A 15410-nucleotide genomic window follows, 5' to 3' on the forward strand; every position below is an offset into this window, starting at 1 on the left:
GTCCTCCCTTGCCGGAAGAGCGACATGCCAAAATGAGGAGTCCACATTCCGGCTCGATGCTCTAGCATTCCGTTGGGTCCGGGGCGGATCGATCGTGGAAAAACGGCTTCGTTAGACGGCTGCTGCGTATCGAGACCGAATATGCTTCACGTGGAGTCTCGTCATGGGCAACATCGCGCAGTTCACGCCGGTCGACTACATCAAGCGCCTGCATAGTCTTTCAGTTCCTGGTTATGATGGAACTGTCGCAATAACGCGATACATGTCGGCTAATCCTGCCTATGGCGGTAATGCCCGCCCGGCCGACTTGCTGAACGCAATCGCCGCCGCGGTGAAGAAGCGTACCGATCTGGCAGCGAAGACGAAGGTCGACGGCTATGCTCGCGTCTTCACCGGGCAGGGCGATCCCGACGGTTTCATCAATGTCATGAGCCTCGTCGTCGAGCTGCGCGAGGAGCTCATGAAGACCAAGGCCCTGGCCGAGCCGCTGAAGAAGGGCAACTATCTGCAGGAGCTCTGCGACAGGGGCGTCTTCGGCATGGACTGCATCGGCTTCGTCGGGACGTACATGTCGGAATCCTGCCTCGAGCCGAGCTATCCCGGCGGGCGACCGCTCGACTACACGGCCAAGTTTCCGCCGATCAAGGATGTCGACGAGATCGAGCAGTACAGCGTCGTGATGAAGGCTGACGGCCAGCATATCCAGATGATCAACGACTATGAGCTTCTGGCGAACGGTACGCTGAAGGTCGATCTCTGCCAGTCGGCCAGCTGGGCTGGTCCATTTGATTCGAAGAAGGGATACGGGCCGCAGTTCAATGGCGGCGTCCTGCTCCGCCCCGGGGGCGGCAGCTACCTCCCCGTCGAAGCATTCCGGGCCGCGATGGCCAAGTTCAAGCAGCAGAACAGCGATCCCAAGGCGATCGTGGCCAAGGAGAAGGAACTCCGCAAGGAAATGACGGAAACGAACCGGAAGTTCGGCTTCTGTGGTGGCGCGATCTTCCAGCTTGGCGGAGACGGCAGCCCGCCGAACCCGGTTTCCGGCTCGGTCTATATCGGCGTGATGAAGGGCGGCGGAATCCGGATCAAGACACCGCGGGACTGGTCGGCCGTGGAATACCAGCAGCGCTGAGACAGCGAGCCGATAAAAAAGGAGAGGGCGATGTTTCGCCCTCTCCTGAAACGTTGACAGCAGCCGGACCGTGCAAACCGGTCCGAACGATCAGCGCGAGTAGAACTCGATGACCAGGTTCGGCTCCATCTGCACCGCATAGGGCACGTCCGACAGGGTCGGGGTGCGGGTGTAGGTGGCGGTCGACTTGGTGTGGTCGGCGTCGATGTAGTCAGGCACGTCGCGCTCGGCGAGGGCGGCCGACTCGATGACGATGGCGAGCTGGCGCGAGCTCTCCTTGATCGCGATCACGTCGCCCGGCTTGACCTGGTACGAGGCGATGTTGACGCGCTTGCCGTTCACGGTGATGTGGCCGTGATTGATGAACTGGCGGGCGGCGAAGACGGTCGGGACGAACTTGGCGCGGTAGATCACCGCGTCGAGACGGCGCTCGAGCAGGCCGACCAGGTTCTCGCCCGAGTCGCCCTTGAGGCGGATCGCCTCGGCGTAGTAGCGGCGGAACTGCTTCTCGGAGATCGAGCCGTAGTAGCCCTTCAGCTTCTGCTTGGCGCGCAGCTGGGTGCCGAAGTCGGACGGCTTGCCCTTGCGGCGCTGGCCGTGCTGGCCGGGGCCGTATTCGCGGCGGTTGACCGGGGACTTCGGGCGGCCCCAGATGTTCTGACCGAGACGGCGGTCAATCTTGTACTTCGCCTCATGGCGCTTCGACATGTCGCGTGTCCTCTATGGTTCGCGAGTTGAGGACCGCGCCCTCCTCCTCCCCGTCTCCGGGGCGACAGATCCGGCTCGAGAAGACGAGCGGATCACGGGTGCGGAAAAAGCCACGCGGCCCCATGAGGAGCCGCGCGACGCCGGCTTACAAGCACTGCCGGCGTGATTTGTCAAACCTTTCCGCGTCAGAGCGGCAGCGGCTCGGTGTCGATGCGCGCCAGGCCGAAGCCGGCGAGCGCGATATGGGCCGGGCCGGAGAGGCTGGTACCGTCGGTGAAGACGGCGACCGTCGAAGCCGCCTCCGGGCGCGGCTGCGCCGGTCCGAGCAATTGCTCCGTGCGCCGCGCGATCGCAGGGGCGGGGTCGATCCATTCGACCGGCCAGGGCGCAAGACGCTGCAGGCGCGGCAGCAGCAGCGGGTAATGCGTGCAGGCGAGCGTCACCACATCGGTGCGCCGGCCGTCGCGTGCGAAGAAGCAGGGCGCGATCTCGGCGGCGATCATGGCATCGTCGACCGGCTCGCCCTTCAGCGCCGCTTCCGCCAGGGCGGCGAGGTTGCCGGCGCCGACCAGAATGACCTCGCAGCCGGCGGCATAGCGCTCGATCAGGTCGTGCGTGTAGTCGCGGGCGACGGTGCCGGGCGTCGCCAGCACCGAGATCAGTCCGCTGCGCGTGCGCTCCGCCGCGGATTTCACTGCCGGGACCGTGCCGACAAAGGGGATGGCGAAGCGGGCCCGGAGCGCCGGCAGCACCAAAGTGGAGGCGGTGTTGCAGGCGATGACGACGAGATCGGGATGGAAGCGGTCGACCAGACGCTCCATCACAGACAGTACTCGATCGACCAGCGCCTGCTCGCCGAGGCGGCCATAGGGGAAGGCGGCATCGTCCGCAGCGTAGACGATGTCGGCATCGGGGCGCTGGCGCATAACCTCGCGCAGCACGGTGAGGCCGCCGAGACCGGAATCGAAGACGAGGATGGTCGGGGTTCGCAAGCAGAGCACCGGCGCGGCATAGCCGGCTCCGGCCAGAAGATCGACCCGCATCGCACTCATACCCGTCGCGCCCGGTAAGCTCTCGATTGGACGCCTGGCGAGTTAAGGAGCGGTGAACGCTTCGCTACGCGCCGTTTGATAATTTAGTTGACTCTGTCCGTTAATTGGCATTTCTCATCGCGGGATGAGTAGGTCAGCCATGCCCGCCACAGACACGCCTGCCATCGCGGCGATCCGCCGTTTCGGCCGCTTCCACACCCGCTTCATCGGAGCGCTGGGCGGCGACCTGCATGGCTCCGGATTCGGGCTGACGGAAGGGCGCGTGCTCTACGAGCTGGCGCAGCGCGATGGCTGGCGGGCCTGCGAACTGGCGCGTGAGCTTGGGCTCGACCCGGCCTATCTCTCGCGATTGCTGAAGCGCTTCACCGCACTGGGCTGGCTGGAGCGGGCGAGGGCGGACGGCGATGGGCGCGCCTATGAGCTGAAGCTGACGGCCGCAGGGCACGACGCCTTCGCGCCGCTCGACGAGGCCTCGCGCCGGCAGGCCGACATGATCCTGTGCCGACTCGGCACGGGCGAGCAGGCGAGCCTCGTCTGCGCGCTGGAGCGGGCGCAGACGCTGCTGTCGGGCGCCGCCGGCCCGCAGCAGACGGTTGTGATCCGCGAGCATCGTCCGGGCGATATCGGCTGGGTGATCTCGGCGCATGGCCGGCTCTATTCCGAGGTCTATGGCTGGGACATCAGCTTCGAGGCGCTGGTCGCCGAGATCGCGGCGAAGTTCCTGCACGAGTTCAAGCCGGGGCAGGAGCGCTGCTTCATCGCCGAGCTCGATGGCGAGCCGGTCGGCTCGGCTGTCGTGGTGCAGGAGAGCGAGGAGGTGGCGAAGCTACGGCTCGTGCTGGTCGAGACGCGGGCGCAGGGGCTCGGCCTCGGCAAGCAGCTGGTGCGCGAGGCGATCGCTTTCGCCCGTACGGCCGGCTATCGCCGCATGGTCCTGTGGACGAACGACATCCTGCACGCCGCCCGCGCCATCTACATCGCCGAGGGCTTCAGGCTGGTGGCGGAGGAGCAGCATCACTCCTTCGGGAAGGACCTGGTTGGGCAGAACTGGGAGCGCGATCTGTAGCGCTAGGCCAGAGCAGCAGGAACAGCAGGGAGGCGATCGAGAGCGCGCCGCCGACCGGCGTCATCGTCTCGAGCGGCGCCGGCAGGCGCGCCTGCATCAGCATCGGCAGCACGGCATATTCGAGCAGCTCGATCGCAGCCATCACGGCGATGACAGGCAGGACCGGAAAGGCGGTGTCACGAATGCGCTGGATCGCAAGCGCCAGCAGCGTCCAATAGAGCAGGATCTGGATCGCGGCGTTGGGGATTGGCTCGACGAAGAGGCGTGGGTCGGCGTCTTCCGCCCAGGTCAGGCCGAGAAGCCGCTCGGCGATGACGGCGACGACGAGCAGCAGCGCGCAAGCCAGCAGCAGATAGCCCGCGAATGTGCCTCGCCCGAGCCTGCCATCGAGCCGCCACAGGCAGGAGAAGCCGGAGAGCATGCGTTCGCCGTCACTGCACCGAGGTCAGCGCCGCCCGCTGGAAGTCGGTGCGGCGCTGCTGGTGCAGCGCGCCGTCTCCCGTCGTCACGACCGAGAACATCACGAAGCCGCCCTGCTTGCGCGGCAGCACATAAAATTCGGAATACTTGGCATCGCCGCCATTCTCGCAGGACGAGAAGCCGCGCAGCACGCTCGCCCCTTCGACGGTGTCGGTGGTCCGGCCCGAAGCGAACCGGCCCTGGCAGCCGCGCGCGTCGGCGGCGGAGACCGCGGCGGCGACGTCGACATCCTTCTGGTTCGGATTGGAGAGGACGCGCACGAGCCCGGTCGCGCCCTTGGCCTGCCAGCCGGCGCCGTTGCCGCCGATGCCGGAGGGCGCCTCCGCGCCGCTCAGCACCTTCGGCTCGGGCAGTTGTGCCTTGAGCAGGAAATTGGTCGCGAGCGTCACCGCCTCGAGCTGGATCGCCGGATCGGTTGCCGCGGTGGTCGTGGTGCCGCCGCCCTGCGCGGGCGCCGGCGTGCCGGGCGCGACCTTCAGGCTGGCGTTGGCCTTCACGCAGTCGAGCAGCGCCGGCATGATCTCGGCGGTCGCGGTCAGGCGAAAGGTGTAGCGCGCGCCGAGCATGTTGGCTTCGAGGAACTGCGCGCCGCGGAAGGCGCGGACGATGTTTGAGTTCGCCGGCATGGTGACGACGACGAGCTGCGGCTGCACCGCCTTGGCGTTGATGCGGACGATGTCGTTGCGGTCGAAGGCCATCTCCATCGGCAGGTCCGTGCCGGGCTTCAGACCCCAGGAGCGGTTGGAGAAGCCGAGGTTCCAGCCGTAATTGCCGTTGAGCGAGGCGTGCATGGTGACGCCGCTCTTGTAGCTCGCCGAGACCGCGCAATGCGAGAACACGCCGGTTTCGTTGTTGGTGAAGGCGCCGCCGGCCCAGTTGCCGACCGAGAATTTCGCATAAGGCCCGGCAGCCAGCACAGGCGAGGCCAGCAGGACACCGGCAAGAACGAGCGACAGGCGCATTATCAGGCTCCGCATCGATCCCCAGCGCAGCCATGGTGGCAAAAACCTGCCGGGTTGGGCAAGCCTTGTCCGTGCCAGAGCCGGTCTCGGGAGCGCCTAGACCTTGAGGCGGGCCACCGCCGCGGCGGCTGTGCGCCCGGCGAGAGTCGCGCCGCCCGCGGTCATGGCGCCGCCGTCGGCGGTCGCCTCGCCGGCGAGCCAGAGCTTGCCGCCGATCGGCTCGGCCAGGATCTCGCGCGCATCGGCATGGCCCGGCCGGCAGACGGAATAGGAGCCGTGCGAGAACGGGTCGGTCCACCAGGCCGGGAAGGAGACTGGGCCGGCCGCCTTGCGGAATTCGGTCCCGACCATCGCGGCGAGCAGGTCGACGACCTGCTCGCGGGCGGCAGCGGGGCCGGCGCTCGAGAGATCGCGGGCGAAATCGCCGCCGCAATAGCCGATGACCAGGTCGCGATCGTCGGGGAAGAGATCGAAGCTGATCAGCCGCTCCGCCGAGCCGGCCTCGAAATAGGTCGTACCCGGGACGATGCCGAAACGATCGCCTGCGACCTTGAGCGCGATCTTGGTGAGCGCGCCCATGCCGATGCCGGCGAGTGCGTCACGGGTGCGGGCGGGAAGCTGGGGCGTGAAGCGGATCGCGCCCGATTTCAGCACGCCGACCGCCACGGTGACGATGCAGGCGCGCGCCCGGAGCGTTCCCGCGGCGGTGGTGATGGCGACGCGCGAGCCGCTCCAGTCGATCGCCGTGACCGGCTGGCCGAGGCGGATGTCGAGACCTTCGGCATAGCGGGCGACGAGATTGCCGTAGCCGCTCGGCACGACGTAGTCCTCGCCCGCCCAGAGCCGCTGATAGTCGCGGGCCGAGATGCGCGCCGATTCCTCGCCGATCGAGAGCAGCATGCCGGAGGCCGCGACCGGCGCGAGATCGGGGCCGAGATCGGCCAGCACCTGCGCGACCGAGAGGTCGCGATCGTCCAGGTCGGCATTGTCTAGCCGCCGGTCGATCTCGCCGAAGGCGCCGCGGCGGCGGGCACGGTCGCCGGCGGGCATGGGCTTGCCGCTCTGGAAGAGCTGGAAGCCGCCGCCGCGGCTCTCGCTCGGGGTCTGTACGCCGAGCTCGCGGGCGATCTCGGTCCACGGGTTGCGCTCGGCCCAGTGGATGAACATCGCCCCGGCGTCATAGGCCGGGCCGAGCGAGGAATCGGTGAAGGTGCGCCCGCCGAGGCGATCGCGGGCTTCGAGCACGACAACGGAGCGCCCGGCGGCCTGGAGCTGTTTCGCCGCGGCGATGCCGGCCGCTCCGGCGCCGATCACCACCGCGTCCGGCTCGGCGGCGCGGGCGGGCGAGTGCGCGCTGGCGGCGCTCATCGCCAGCGCGCCAGCGCCTGTCAGCAATGTCCGGCGGTCGAGCATGAACAAAAGTCCGTGTGTCTGCGGCGGGCCGATGATGCCAGCCGCTTTTCGCGCTGCAATACACGAGCACGCGCGTGGCGGGAGCAGGGCCATCACAGCTTTGCGAGGCCGATCGCGTGTCCGTCTCGGCCGCTCTCCGCCTTTCAGTTTAGACCAATGATAAACTCAGTTTAGAATTCCAATAAATAAGTAATCTATCACGCAACCGCGAGTCTATTGACAGTTAAATTGAGCTTTAATAACCGCTGATGGTGAAAGTAAGGCGCAAGGCCTAGTTTTCATGGATTATAAAAAGCATTTCGACTTGGCAAGTCAGTTTGACGGGTCGATCTGCTTCTCAGCGACAGGACATGGGCGATGGGGACGAATGGCAGTGGGCTGCGCCGGGGCGTAGCGCTTGGAGCCTTGATGCTGGCGGCAGCGCCGGCGCTGGCGCAGCAGCAACGCAATTCCGCTCCGCCCGCGGCCACCGAGCAGCTGCAGCTCGACCAGATCAACGTGCAGGGCGAGCGTGAGGCTGCGCCGCTGCTGCAAGGGCCGACGACCACGACGACGACGCGCGCCGAGCTCGACCGCCAGCAGGTGCAGAGCCTGACGGACCTGTCGAACCGGGTCGAGGCGGGCATCACCTTCAATCGCCAGAACGGCTCGCTCAACATTCGCGGCCTCGACGGCGCGCGCGTGCTGACGACGATCGACGGCATCCGCCAGCCCTTCCTGATCGACACCCGCATCAACCGCGCCGGCACGAACGCCTTCGACTTCGACTCGCTGTCCTCGCTCGACCTGCTGCGCGGCGGCAGCGGCGGCGCCACGCTGGGTGGCGGCGCGCTGGGCGGCGCGCTGGCGGTGCGCACGCTCGACCCCGAGGACATCATCCGCAATGGCCGCTCCTATGGCGCGCTCGCCAAGACCGGCTATGACAGCACCGATCGGGCCTGGTTCGGCAGCGCTGCCGCGGCGGCCCGCATGGGCGGCACTTCAGTGCTGCTGCAGGGCGGTTTCCGCAACGGCAACGAGATCGACAGCAAGGGCAATGACAAGTCGATCGGCGCGACCCGCACCGCGCCGAACCCGGCCGACTTCAACCAGTACAGCTTCCTCGGCAAGATCTACCAGCAAGTCGGCGAAGCCCATCGCTTCGGCATCACCGGCGAGTTCTTCAAGCGCGCCGACCGGATCCAGACCCGGACCAGCACGGTGTCGCTGACCGGCAATTTCCGCCCGGGCGCCTATCAGACCGGCGAGGATGTCGAGCGCAACCGCGTCTCGCTGACCTATGACTACAAGCAGCCCGGCGGCCTCCTGATCGACGAGGCGCACGCCAATCTCTACTGGCAGCGGCTGAAGCGCAACGACCTGGTCAGCGCCTATCGCTACACCAGCATCGTCGGGCCCTATGGCCGCGACAACGAGAACGAGCAGACCGCCTACGGCTTCAATGGCCACGTCATCAAGAACCTGCAGACCGGCGGGCTCTCGCATCGCGTCCTTCTCGGCACCGAGCTTCGCATGTCGTCGCTGAAGCAGTATTCCTCCGGCGTGGACAACTGCCCGGCGCGGCCGGCGAGCGGCTCCTATACGGGGGCGTTCACCACCTGCAACAACCTCTTCACCAACCAGTCGGACCAGCCCGACATCGATGGGCGGCTCGTCGGCGTCTACGTCCAGGACGAGATCGGCCTGCTTGAAAACCGCCTGCGCGTCACGCCCGGCGTGCGCTTCGACTGGTATGAGGAGAAGCCGCAGTCGACGCCGGCCTATTCGGCCGGCGGCTCGCGCCCGGTCGGCCTGCCGCCGTCCTCGAGCGACTCGGCCTGGTCGCCGCGCATCAGGCTGGAATACGACATCCTGAAGAACGCGCCTTGGGTGAAGGATGTCACCGTGTTCGCGCAATGGGCCAAGAGCTTCCGCGCGCCGACGGCAGATGAGCTCTATGGCCGGTTCGGCGGACCAAGCACCTATCTGCGCGCCGGCAATCCGCTCCTGCGTCCGGAGGAGGGCAATGGCGTGGATGTCGGGCTGCGCTTCGGCGACAAGCAGCTCGGCGGCTCGATCACCTATTTCCACACCAGCTACCGCAACTATATCGAGCAGTACCAGCAGCAGGCCGCGGGCGTGGGCGGGCTTTACCCGCAGGGCGGCATCGTCGGCCTGCGCAACATCCCGCGCGCCGAGATCCAGGGCGTCGAGGTCAACGGGCAATACGGTTTCGCGCCGAACTGGCTGGTGCGCGGCTCGTTCGCCTATACCCGCGGCCGCAACAAGACCGACGACATCTTCCTGAATTCGATCCCGCCGATGCAGGGCATCGTCGCCATCGCCTACGGCACGGATCGCTGGGGCGCCGAGGTCTCGGCAAAGATGGCCGGCAAGCGCGACGACGTCTCGACGGTCCAGGCTGGAACCGGCTTCAAGGCACCGGGCTATACGATCTTCAACGCGTCGGCCTGGTGGCGCCCGATGCCGGAGATCGCCGACCTCGAATTGCAGATCGGCGTCTACAACATCTTCGACCGCAAGTACTGGGATGCCGCCAACGTGCCGCTCTCCCGCCCGCAGCCGCGCGACTACTACAGCGAGCCCGGCCGCACCGTGAAGGCGACGCTCAAATACCAGTTCTGAGCGTCGGAGGTTTCGAGGCCTGACTTAGGCCGGTCCTTCGGGGCCGGCCTTTTTTCGTCGGGCAAGTTGAATCAAGACTTCCGAAGCAGCGAATGCCTCGATCGGGGAGAGAGTGGCTCGCAATGGCATGGGATCGGAGCGGATCATCGTCGTGGATCCGTCCGATGCCGGCACATCGACATTCGGTCCTCGCCCAGGATGACGACAGTGGTTCGGTGGAAAGTCAGCCCGCTTGCGCCGCCGCAGGACCTGCGGCGGCGGAGCCATAGGATGATCAGGCTTTCGGCTCGCTGCGGCCGGCTCTCGGTCCCTCGGCCAATGATTTGAACACGCCGCGCAAGGTCCGTGCCTCCTGCTCGGTCATGTCGAGCCGGTGCAGGATGTCGCGCAGATTGGCGGTCATGATCGGCTTCTTGCCGGGTGGAAAGAAACCGCAGCGATCGAGCTCGCCTTCGAGATAGTCGAACATCGACAGGACGGTAGCGCGGCTTGCCGGCGGGGAGGGGTTGTTCTCGCGGAAGGGCGGCTCGCCGCCACTCGCCTTCAGCCATTCATAGCCGCAGAGCAGCACGGCCTGCGCCAGGTTGAGCGAGGCGAAGGCGGGGTTGACCGGAAAGGTCAGGATCGCGTCGGCGAAGCTGATCTCCTCATTGGTCAGCCCGATGCGCTCGCGCCCGAACAGGATGCCGACGCGTTCTCCTGTGCCGATGCGCTCGGAGAGGCCGGGCATCGCCTCGGCCGGCGTGACGACACGCTTCATCTGGCCGCGCTCGCGCGCCGTCGTCGCCAGCACATGGTTGAGGTCGGCGATCGCCGCGGCGGCATCGGGGAAGAGCCGGGCATTGTCGAGGATATGGGTGGCGCCGGAGGCAGCCGCCGTCGCGCCCTTCTTCAGGCCGCCGCCGCTCGGCCAGCCGTCGCGCGGCGCTACCAGCCGCAGCTCGGTCAGGCCGAAATTCGCCATGGCGCGGGCGCACATGCCGATATTCTCCGCGAGCTGCGGTTCGACGAGGATGACGATGGGGGCCTGTCCCGCGATGGACGGGCGTGTGCGGTCGGTGCCGGAACCGGTCATGTGATCAAGGCTGCGTCCTGAAAGAGCGCGCAGCCATGCGCCGGCTGTGCCGCTCCCGTCAACCGCTTCGCCGGGATCAGGCGCGGCGGCGCTCGCGGGAGAAGTCGACGACCGGGCCGCCCCGGCCGCTGTCATGGGTCCGGAAGGCCGCAACCAGGCTGTTCAACCGCTCGATCTGCTGCCCCAGCGCCGTGGCCGACGCGGCGCTCTGCTCGGCGAGCGCGGCGTTCGCCTGGGTCATCTCGTCCATATGGGCAATGGTCTGGCTCATTTCGTCGATTCCGCTGGCCTGCTCGGACGAGGCCGAGGAGACCTCGGTGACCGTCGTCGCGACGCGTTGCGAGGCCTCGACGATCTGGCCGAGCACGGCGCCGGCCGAGCGCACCAGCTCGACGCCGTCGCTTACTTGCGTGTTCGAGGCCTTGATCAGCGCGGAAATGCTCTTGGCGGCGTCCGCCGAACGCTGGGCGAGGGTGCGCACCTCGCTGGCGACGACGGCGAAGCCCTTGCCGGCATCGCCGGCGCGGGCGGCTTCGACCGCGGCATTTAGCGCCAGCAGATTGGTCTGGAAGGCGATCTCGTCGATGACTGAGGTGATGTCGGAGATCTTCTTCGAGGCGTCCTCGATCCGGGTCATCGCCTGGACCGCGTCGTCGACGATGGCGCCGCCCTTGCGGGCGATGCCGCTCGCCTCGTGGGAAAGATTGGCGGCCTGGCGCGAGGCGTCGGCCGCGGCCTTGACCGAGGCGGCGAGCTCCTCGGTCGTGGCGGCGCTCTCCTCCAGCGAGGAGGCCTGTTCCTCGGTGCGCTTGGAGAGATCGTCGGCGCCGCTGGTGATCTCGCGGCCGGCAATCGCGACCTCGGCCGAGGTCGCCTTGATCGCGTCGACGGTGGCGGCGAGGCGCTCGATCGCGCTGTTGAAGTCCTGCTTCAGCGTCTCGTAGTCGGGCGCGACGGCATCCTCGATCCGCACGGTGAGGTCGCCCTGCGAGAGACGGGCGAGCGCATCGGCCAGCAAGGCGACGACTTCGCGCTGCTCGGCGAGCAGCGAGCCTTGCGCCGCGGCGGCCTCCTCGCGCTGCCGCGCAATGGCGAGGTTCTGGCGCTCGGCTGCGGCCCGGCCCTCGCTTGTCTCGGCCTCCAGCCGCTGCACGGCAAGCCCGTTATCCTTGAACACCTGCACGGCCTGCGCCATCTGGCCGATCTCGTCGCGGCGCGACAGGCCGGAAATCGCGACCTCGTAGTCGCCGGCGGCGAGCTTCAGCATGGCATCGCGCAGGCGGCGCAGCGGTACGGCGGTGGTGCGGCCGACGATGTAGGCGGCGATCAGCCCGAGCACCAGCGCGGCCGCGATCGTCCCCAGGATGATCCCTTGCGTCCAGCGCTGCGCTTCGGCGAGGCGGGCGCCCGCCTGGGCCTCCTCCGTAGAGAGCCGGGTTTCGAGCTCCTGCAGCGGCGGCGCGATCAGGTCGAATTCGCCGGAGAGCTTCTCGCCGGCAAGCATGAAGTCCTTCTCGGCCTTGCTCCAGGCGGGAACGATCTCGGCATAGGCCTTGAAGGCCGGCTCGATCTCGGCCTTGGCTTCGGCTGGAACGCCCTGGCGGCCGAGCGCGCGCTCGAAGCGGCCCTGCTCGACCTCCCATTGCCCGAGCAGGCTCTCGTCGAGGGAGAGTCGATAGGCGGCGTCGATGCGGCGCAGGGCCGCGAGGATGCCGGGAAGGCGCGCAAGGTCGGGCGAATCAGAGCCCATGCTGTTGGATCGGACCTTGGTCTCCAGAGCCTCGGCGGCGTCTTCCAGCCTGGCGGCGAGACCGTCCGGAGCAGCCGAGCGGAGGGCGAGCTGCATCGTGCTGATCGCCTGGAAATCGGCTTCGATCGCCTTCATCGGCGTATCGAGCGCGGCGATGCTGTCGCGCACGCGCTCGGCGCCATTGGCGTTGCCGAGGCGCGCGATCGCCTCCTTCAGTGATTCAAGACCGGTGCCGAAGTCCTTGAGATCGGTGGCTTCCTGGCGGAAGCGGACATCGCGGCTCTGCGCTTTCAGCGCGAAGCTCGCAGCACGCACCTCGCGCGAGCGGGCGGCGAGGGCGGAATAGGCCTTGTAATCCTCGAAGGCGGCGGTAAGCCGGCCGCTGCCGGTCCAGGATGCGGCGCCGATCAGCACGAGGCCGAGAACGAAGACGACGCTGACCAGCGCGATCCGGAACTGGATCGTCAGGCGCGATGCGGCCGAGCGCGAGTGTTCGGTAGACAACGCAATGCCCTCACGCCTGTCGAGATCGGGCGAGAGCCTGCCAAAACAGGCTTAATGTTCCCCTAAACGAAGACGGGCGCGGCCTCGCGGCTGCGCCCGCTTTTTCTATGAGACGGCCTGCGTGCCTCAGAACTCTTCCCAGCCGGACTCGTCCGAGCGGGTATTGACCTGCCTGCGGGCGGGAGCCTGGCGCGGCGCTGCCTTTTTCTGTTCGGCGATCGCAGCCGCGAGTTTGCGCAGCCGCTGCGGCTCAGCGCCCTGGCCGGTGGCGATCGCCGCGAGGTCGGCGGTGCGCAGGGGCGGGGGCGCATAGGGAGCGGCCGCGGCCGGTGCCCTGGCAGCCGGCGCAAGCTCGTCGCCGGTCCTGAACGTCGCGACCAGTGCATTGAGCTCGGCGATCTTGCCGGCGAGCGCATTGGCCGAGGCGGCGCTCTGCTCGGCGAGCGCGGCGTTGGCCTGGGTCATCTCGTCCATATGCGCGACGGTCTGGCTCATCTCCTCGATGCCGTTCGCCTGTTCGGCCGAGGCGGTCGCGACCTCGGAGATGGTGGTCTGGACGCCGCGCGAGGCTTCGACGATGCGGGTCAGGGCATCGCCGGCCTGACGGACCAGCTTCACGCCGGCCTCGACCTCATTGTTCGAGGAGGAGATCAGGCCGGAGATGTCCTTGGCCGCCTCGCCGGAGCGCTGGGCGAGGGTGCGGACCTCGGAGGCGACGACCGCGAAGCCCTTGCCGGCGTCGCCGGCGCGGGCGGCCTCGACCGCGGCGTTGAGCGCCAGCAGGTTTGTCTGGAAGGCGATGCCGTCGATCACCGAGACGATCTCGGAGATCTTCTTCGAGGCCTCCTCGATCCGGGCCATGGCGGCGACCGCCTCGCCGGCGATCACGCCGCCATCCTGTGCGACCTGCATCGCCTGGCCGGCCTGGCGTACGGCCTGCTGCGAAGACTGCGCGGATGCCTTGACCGAGGCGGCGAGCTCCTCGGTGGTCGCAGCGCTCTCCTCCAGCGACGAGGCCTGCTCCTCGGTGCGCTTGGAGAGATCGTCAGCGCCGGTCGATATCTCGCGGGCGGAGAGGCCGACATCGGAGGCGTTGGCCTGGATCGTCCGCATCGTGGTCGAGAGCCGCTCGGCGGTCTGGTTGATCGCCTCCTGCAGCGCGGCGAAGCGGCCGCGATAGCCGGTCGTCACGCGATGGGTGAGGTCGCCGGCGGCGAGCGACTGCATCGCATCGGCGAACTCGGTGGTCGCGGCATCGACGACGGCGTTGATCTCGTTGACGCCCTCGACCAGCTCGCGCAGCGGGCCCTCGACATCGCCGGCCTCGGCCTGGCCGGAGAAATCGCCGGCGCGGGCCGCCGCGACGATGCCTGCGACCTCGCCGACGAGGGTGCGGACCTTGGCCGCCTGCTCGGCGTCGGCCAGCATGGCAACCTCGCGGTCGCGCCGGTTGGTTTCGAGCGCGAGCGCGTTCTGGCGATAGTCCTCGAGCGCGCCGCTCAGCGTGCCGATCTCGTCGGGGCAGGGCGGGGCCGGGATCTTCTGGGCGAAGTCACCGGCCTGCATGCCGGCCAAGGCGGTCTGCAGCTGGACCAGCGGCCGGGCGATGCGGCGCTGCACGCCGCGCCAGCTCACGACGCAGATGGCGAGCAGGGCGAGGAAGAGGCCGCCGGTGATCGCGAGCCGGGTCCAGGCCCGCGTCAGCGTCGCCCGGGTCACGTTCTCCATCTCGTCGAAGGACTGGCCTACGGCCGCGAGGATGGTGTTGAACGGGCCGTTGCACTGCTTGGTCCAGTCCTCGGCGCCGACGACCGGGCTGCTGCCCTGGCCGACGCGGCCGAGCTGCTCGTCCATCAGGCGGTTGGCGGCGGTGACCTCGCTGTTCATGGCGCCGACCTTGCGCACAAGCTCTGGGCTGACGCCCGGGCGCGCCGCCAGCTGGGTCAGCTGCGCGACGCTGGAGTCGGACGCGCCGCGCATCTCGCCGAGCCGACGCAGCTGCGCGGCGTCCATCGGCTTGTTGCTGCCGAAGACGGGGCGGAGCAGCGAGCACTGCGTGCCGTAGCTCGAACGCACGCGCCAGCCGGCCGCCTTGAAGTTCTGCAGGTCGGCGAGCGCCGGATCGGACATGCGGACTGCGGTCGAGGTCGCGTCGGAGGCCGTCGTCATTGCGGTCTCGATATCGCCGACGCCGTTGTACCAGGGCATCGTCGCCGCAAGGCTGCGCTGCGCCTTCGGCTTGCCAGCCTCGGCGTACATCTCCGGCAGCTTGGCGGCAGTCGCCTTCTCCTTCTGGTCGATCGCGTCGGCGAGCGCCTTGCGGTCGGCGAGATCGGTGCTGCGCAGCAGGGTCATGGCGCTGGCGAGCGCGTCGCGATTGGCCTGCTCGATCTTCTTCAGCGTCGGCGCCGGATCGTCGGCGACCTGGATCGCGGTCTGGGCCTGGCCGCGATTGGAGCGGATCGTGTTGCCGGCGTTGAGGAGGGCTTCGTCGGCGGCGACGAGCTCGACGAGCCGCCTGCTGGTCAGGACGTCATCGACGGCCTGCCCGGCGAGAAAGGCTAGCGCGCCGAGGCCGGGCACGCACAGGCAGGCCATGGTGGCGACGAGGTAGTTCCTGATCGAAGCGGGGAAAAGATTCAC

Annotated in this window: 11 protein-coding genes; 3 read left to right on the forward strand and 8 right to left on the reverse strand. The window is 68.0% G+C overall.

The features are described 5' to 3' along the window. Positions 1 to 163 precede the first annotated feature (163 nt). Positions 164 to 1132 carry a hypothetical protein gene (locus BMZ21_RS24670; protein WP_143079791.1) on the forward strand — a complete coding sequence of 323 codons (969 nt, stop codon included), beginning with the start codon at positions 164 to 166 and terminating at the stop codon, positions 1130 to 1132. A 90-nt stretch (positions 1133 to 1222) separates the two neighbouring features. Here BMZ21_RS24670 and rpsD read toward each other — a convergent pair whose 3' ends face one another. Both rpsD and murI read right to left on the reverse strand, forming a co-directional pair. Continuing rightward, positions 1223 to 1840 carry a 30S ribosomal protein S4 gene (gene rpsD / locus BMZ21_RS24675; RefSeq protein ID WP_091841016.1) on the reverse strand — a complete coding sequence of 206 codons (618 nt, stop codon included), beginning with the start codon at positions 1838 to 1840 and terminating at the stop codon, positions 1223 to 1225. 185 nt (positions 1841 to 2025) lie between these two features. After that, positions 2026 to 2883: a glutamate racemase gene (gene murI, locus BMZ21_RS24680; protein WP_091841344.1), complete on the reverse strand. Its 858-nt coding sequence runs from the start codon at positions 2881 to 2883 to the stop codon at positions 2026 to 2028. A gap of 148 nt (positions 2884 to 3031) precedes the next feature. Between murI and BMZ21_RS24685 the strand changes: the two genes are divergently transcribed. Continuing rightward, on the forward strand, positions 3032 to 3958 hold the full coding sequence (locus tag BMZ21_RS24685; RefSeq protein WP_091841018.1) for a bifunctional helix-turn-helix transcriptional regulator/GNAT family N-acetyltransferase: 927 nt from the start codon (positions 3032 to 3034) through the stop codon (positions 3956 to 3958). Here the strand turns inward: BMZ21_RS24685 and BMZ21_RS24690 are convergent. The 3 genes from BMZ21_RS24690 to BMZ21_RS24700 form a co-directional block, all read right to left on the reverse strand. Next, positions 3882 to 4379 (reverse strand): hypothetical protein, encoded by a 498-nt coding sequence (locus tag BMZ21_RS24690; RefSeq protein WP_091841020.1) that lies wholly within the window; start codon positions 4377 to 4379, stop codon positions 3882 to 3884. The two genes, BMZ21_RS24685 and BMZ21_RS24690, sit on opposite strands and share 77 nt — an antisense overlap. A 10-nt stretch (positions 4380 to 4389) precedes the next feature. Then, a complete protein-coding gene (locus tag BMZ21_RS24695; RefSeq protein WP_091841022.1) occupies positions 4390 to 5400 on the reverse strand; it encodes a hypothetical protein in 1011 nt (336 codons plus the stop codon). Between the two features lie 96 nt (positions 5401 to 5496). Beyond that, positions 5497 to 6813, reverse strand: a complete 1317-nt coding sequence (locus tag BMZ21_RS24700; protein WP_167561738.1) for a flavin monoamine oxidase family protein — start codon at positions 6811 to 6813, stop codon at positions 5497 to 5499. A gap of 357 nt (positions 6814 to 7170) precedes the next feature. On the opposite strand from BMZ21_RS24700, the gene BMZ21_RS24705 reads away from it, so the two are divergent. Next, positions 7171 to 9438: a TonB-dependent hemoglobin/transferrin/lactoferrin family receptor gene (locus tag BMZ21_RS24705; protein ID WP_091841027.1), complete on the forward strand. Its 2268-nt coding sequence runs from the start codon at positions 7171 to 7173 to the stop codon at positions 9436 to 9438. A gap of 274 nt (positions 9439 to 9712) precedes the next feature. Here BMZ21_RS24705 and BMZ21_RS24710 read toward each other — a convergent pair whose 3' ends face one another. From BMZ21_RS24710 to BMZ21_RS24720, 3 genes are all read right to left on the reverse strand, one after another. Continuing rightward, positions 9713 to 10513 carry an RNA methyltransferase gene (locus BMZ21_RS24710; protein WP_091841029.1) on the reverse strand — a complete coding sequence of 267 codons (801 nt, stop codon included), beginning with the start codon at positions 10511 to 10513 and terminating at the stop codon, positions 9713 to 9715. Positions 10514 to 10589: 76 nt separating this feature from the next. After that, entirely contained in the window at positions 10590 to 12767 is a 2178-nt protein-coding gene (locus BMZ21_RS24715; RefSeq protein ID WP_091841032.1) for a methyl-accepting chemotaxis protein, read from the reverse strand. Positions 12768 to 12893: 126 nt separating this feature from the next. Further along, on the reverse strand, positions 12894 to 15410 hold the full coding sequence (locus tag BMZ21_RS24720) for a methyl-accepting chemotaxis protein (protein WP_143079792.1): 2517 nt from the start codon (positions 15408 to 15410) through the stop codon (positions 12894 to 12896).

This window comes from Allobosea lupini (genome assembly GCF_900109525.1).
In the GTDB taxonomy this organism is placed as follows: domain Bacteria; phylum Pseudomonadota; class Alphaproteobacteria; order Rhizobiales; family Beijerinckiaceae; genus Allobosea; species Allobosea lupini.

What these genes read in the sequence shown, in the direction of transcription:
- BMZ21_RS24670 (WP_143079791.1), top strand. Translation starts at nt 164, where the DNA reads ATGGGCAACATCGCGCAGTTCACGCCGGTCGACTACATCAAGCGCCTG.
- rpsD (WP_091841016.1), bottom strand. Translation starts at nt 1,840, where the DNA reads ATGTCGAAGCGCCATGAGGCGAAGTACAAGATTGACCGCCGTCTCGGT.
- murI (WP_091841344.1), bottom strand. Translation starts at nt 2,883, where the DNA reads ATGCGGGTCGATCTTCTGGCCGGAGCCGGCTATGCCGCGCCGGTGCTC.
- BMZ21_RS24685 (WP_091841018.1), top strand. Translation starts at nt 3,032, where the DNA reads ATGCCCGCCACAGACACGCCTGCCATCGCGGCGATCCGCCGTTTCGGC.
- BMZ21_RS24690 (WP_091841020.1), bottom strand. Translation starts at nt 4,379, where the DNA reads ATGCTCTCCGGCTTCTCCTGCCTGTGGCGGCTCGATGGCAGGCTCGGG.
- BMZ21_RS24695 (WP_091841022.1), bottom strand. Translation starts at nt 5,400, where the DNA reads ATGCGCCTGTCGCTCGTTCTTGCCGGTGTCCTGCTGGCCTCGCCTGTG.
- BMZ21_RS24700 (WP_167561738.1), bottom strand. Translation starts at nt 6,813, where the DNA reads ATGCTCGACCGCCGGACATTGCTGACAGGCGCTGGCGCGCTGGCGATG.
- BMZ21_RS24705 (WP_091841027.1), top strand. Translation starts at nt 7,171, where the DNA reads ATGGGGACGAATGGCAGTGGGCTGCGCCGGGGCGTAGCGCTTGGAGCC.
- BMZ21_RS24710 (WP_091841029.1), bottom strand. Translation starts at nt 10,513, where the DNA reads ATGACCGGTTCCGGCACCGACCGCACACGCCCGTCCATCGCGGGACAG.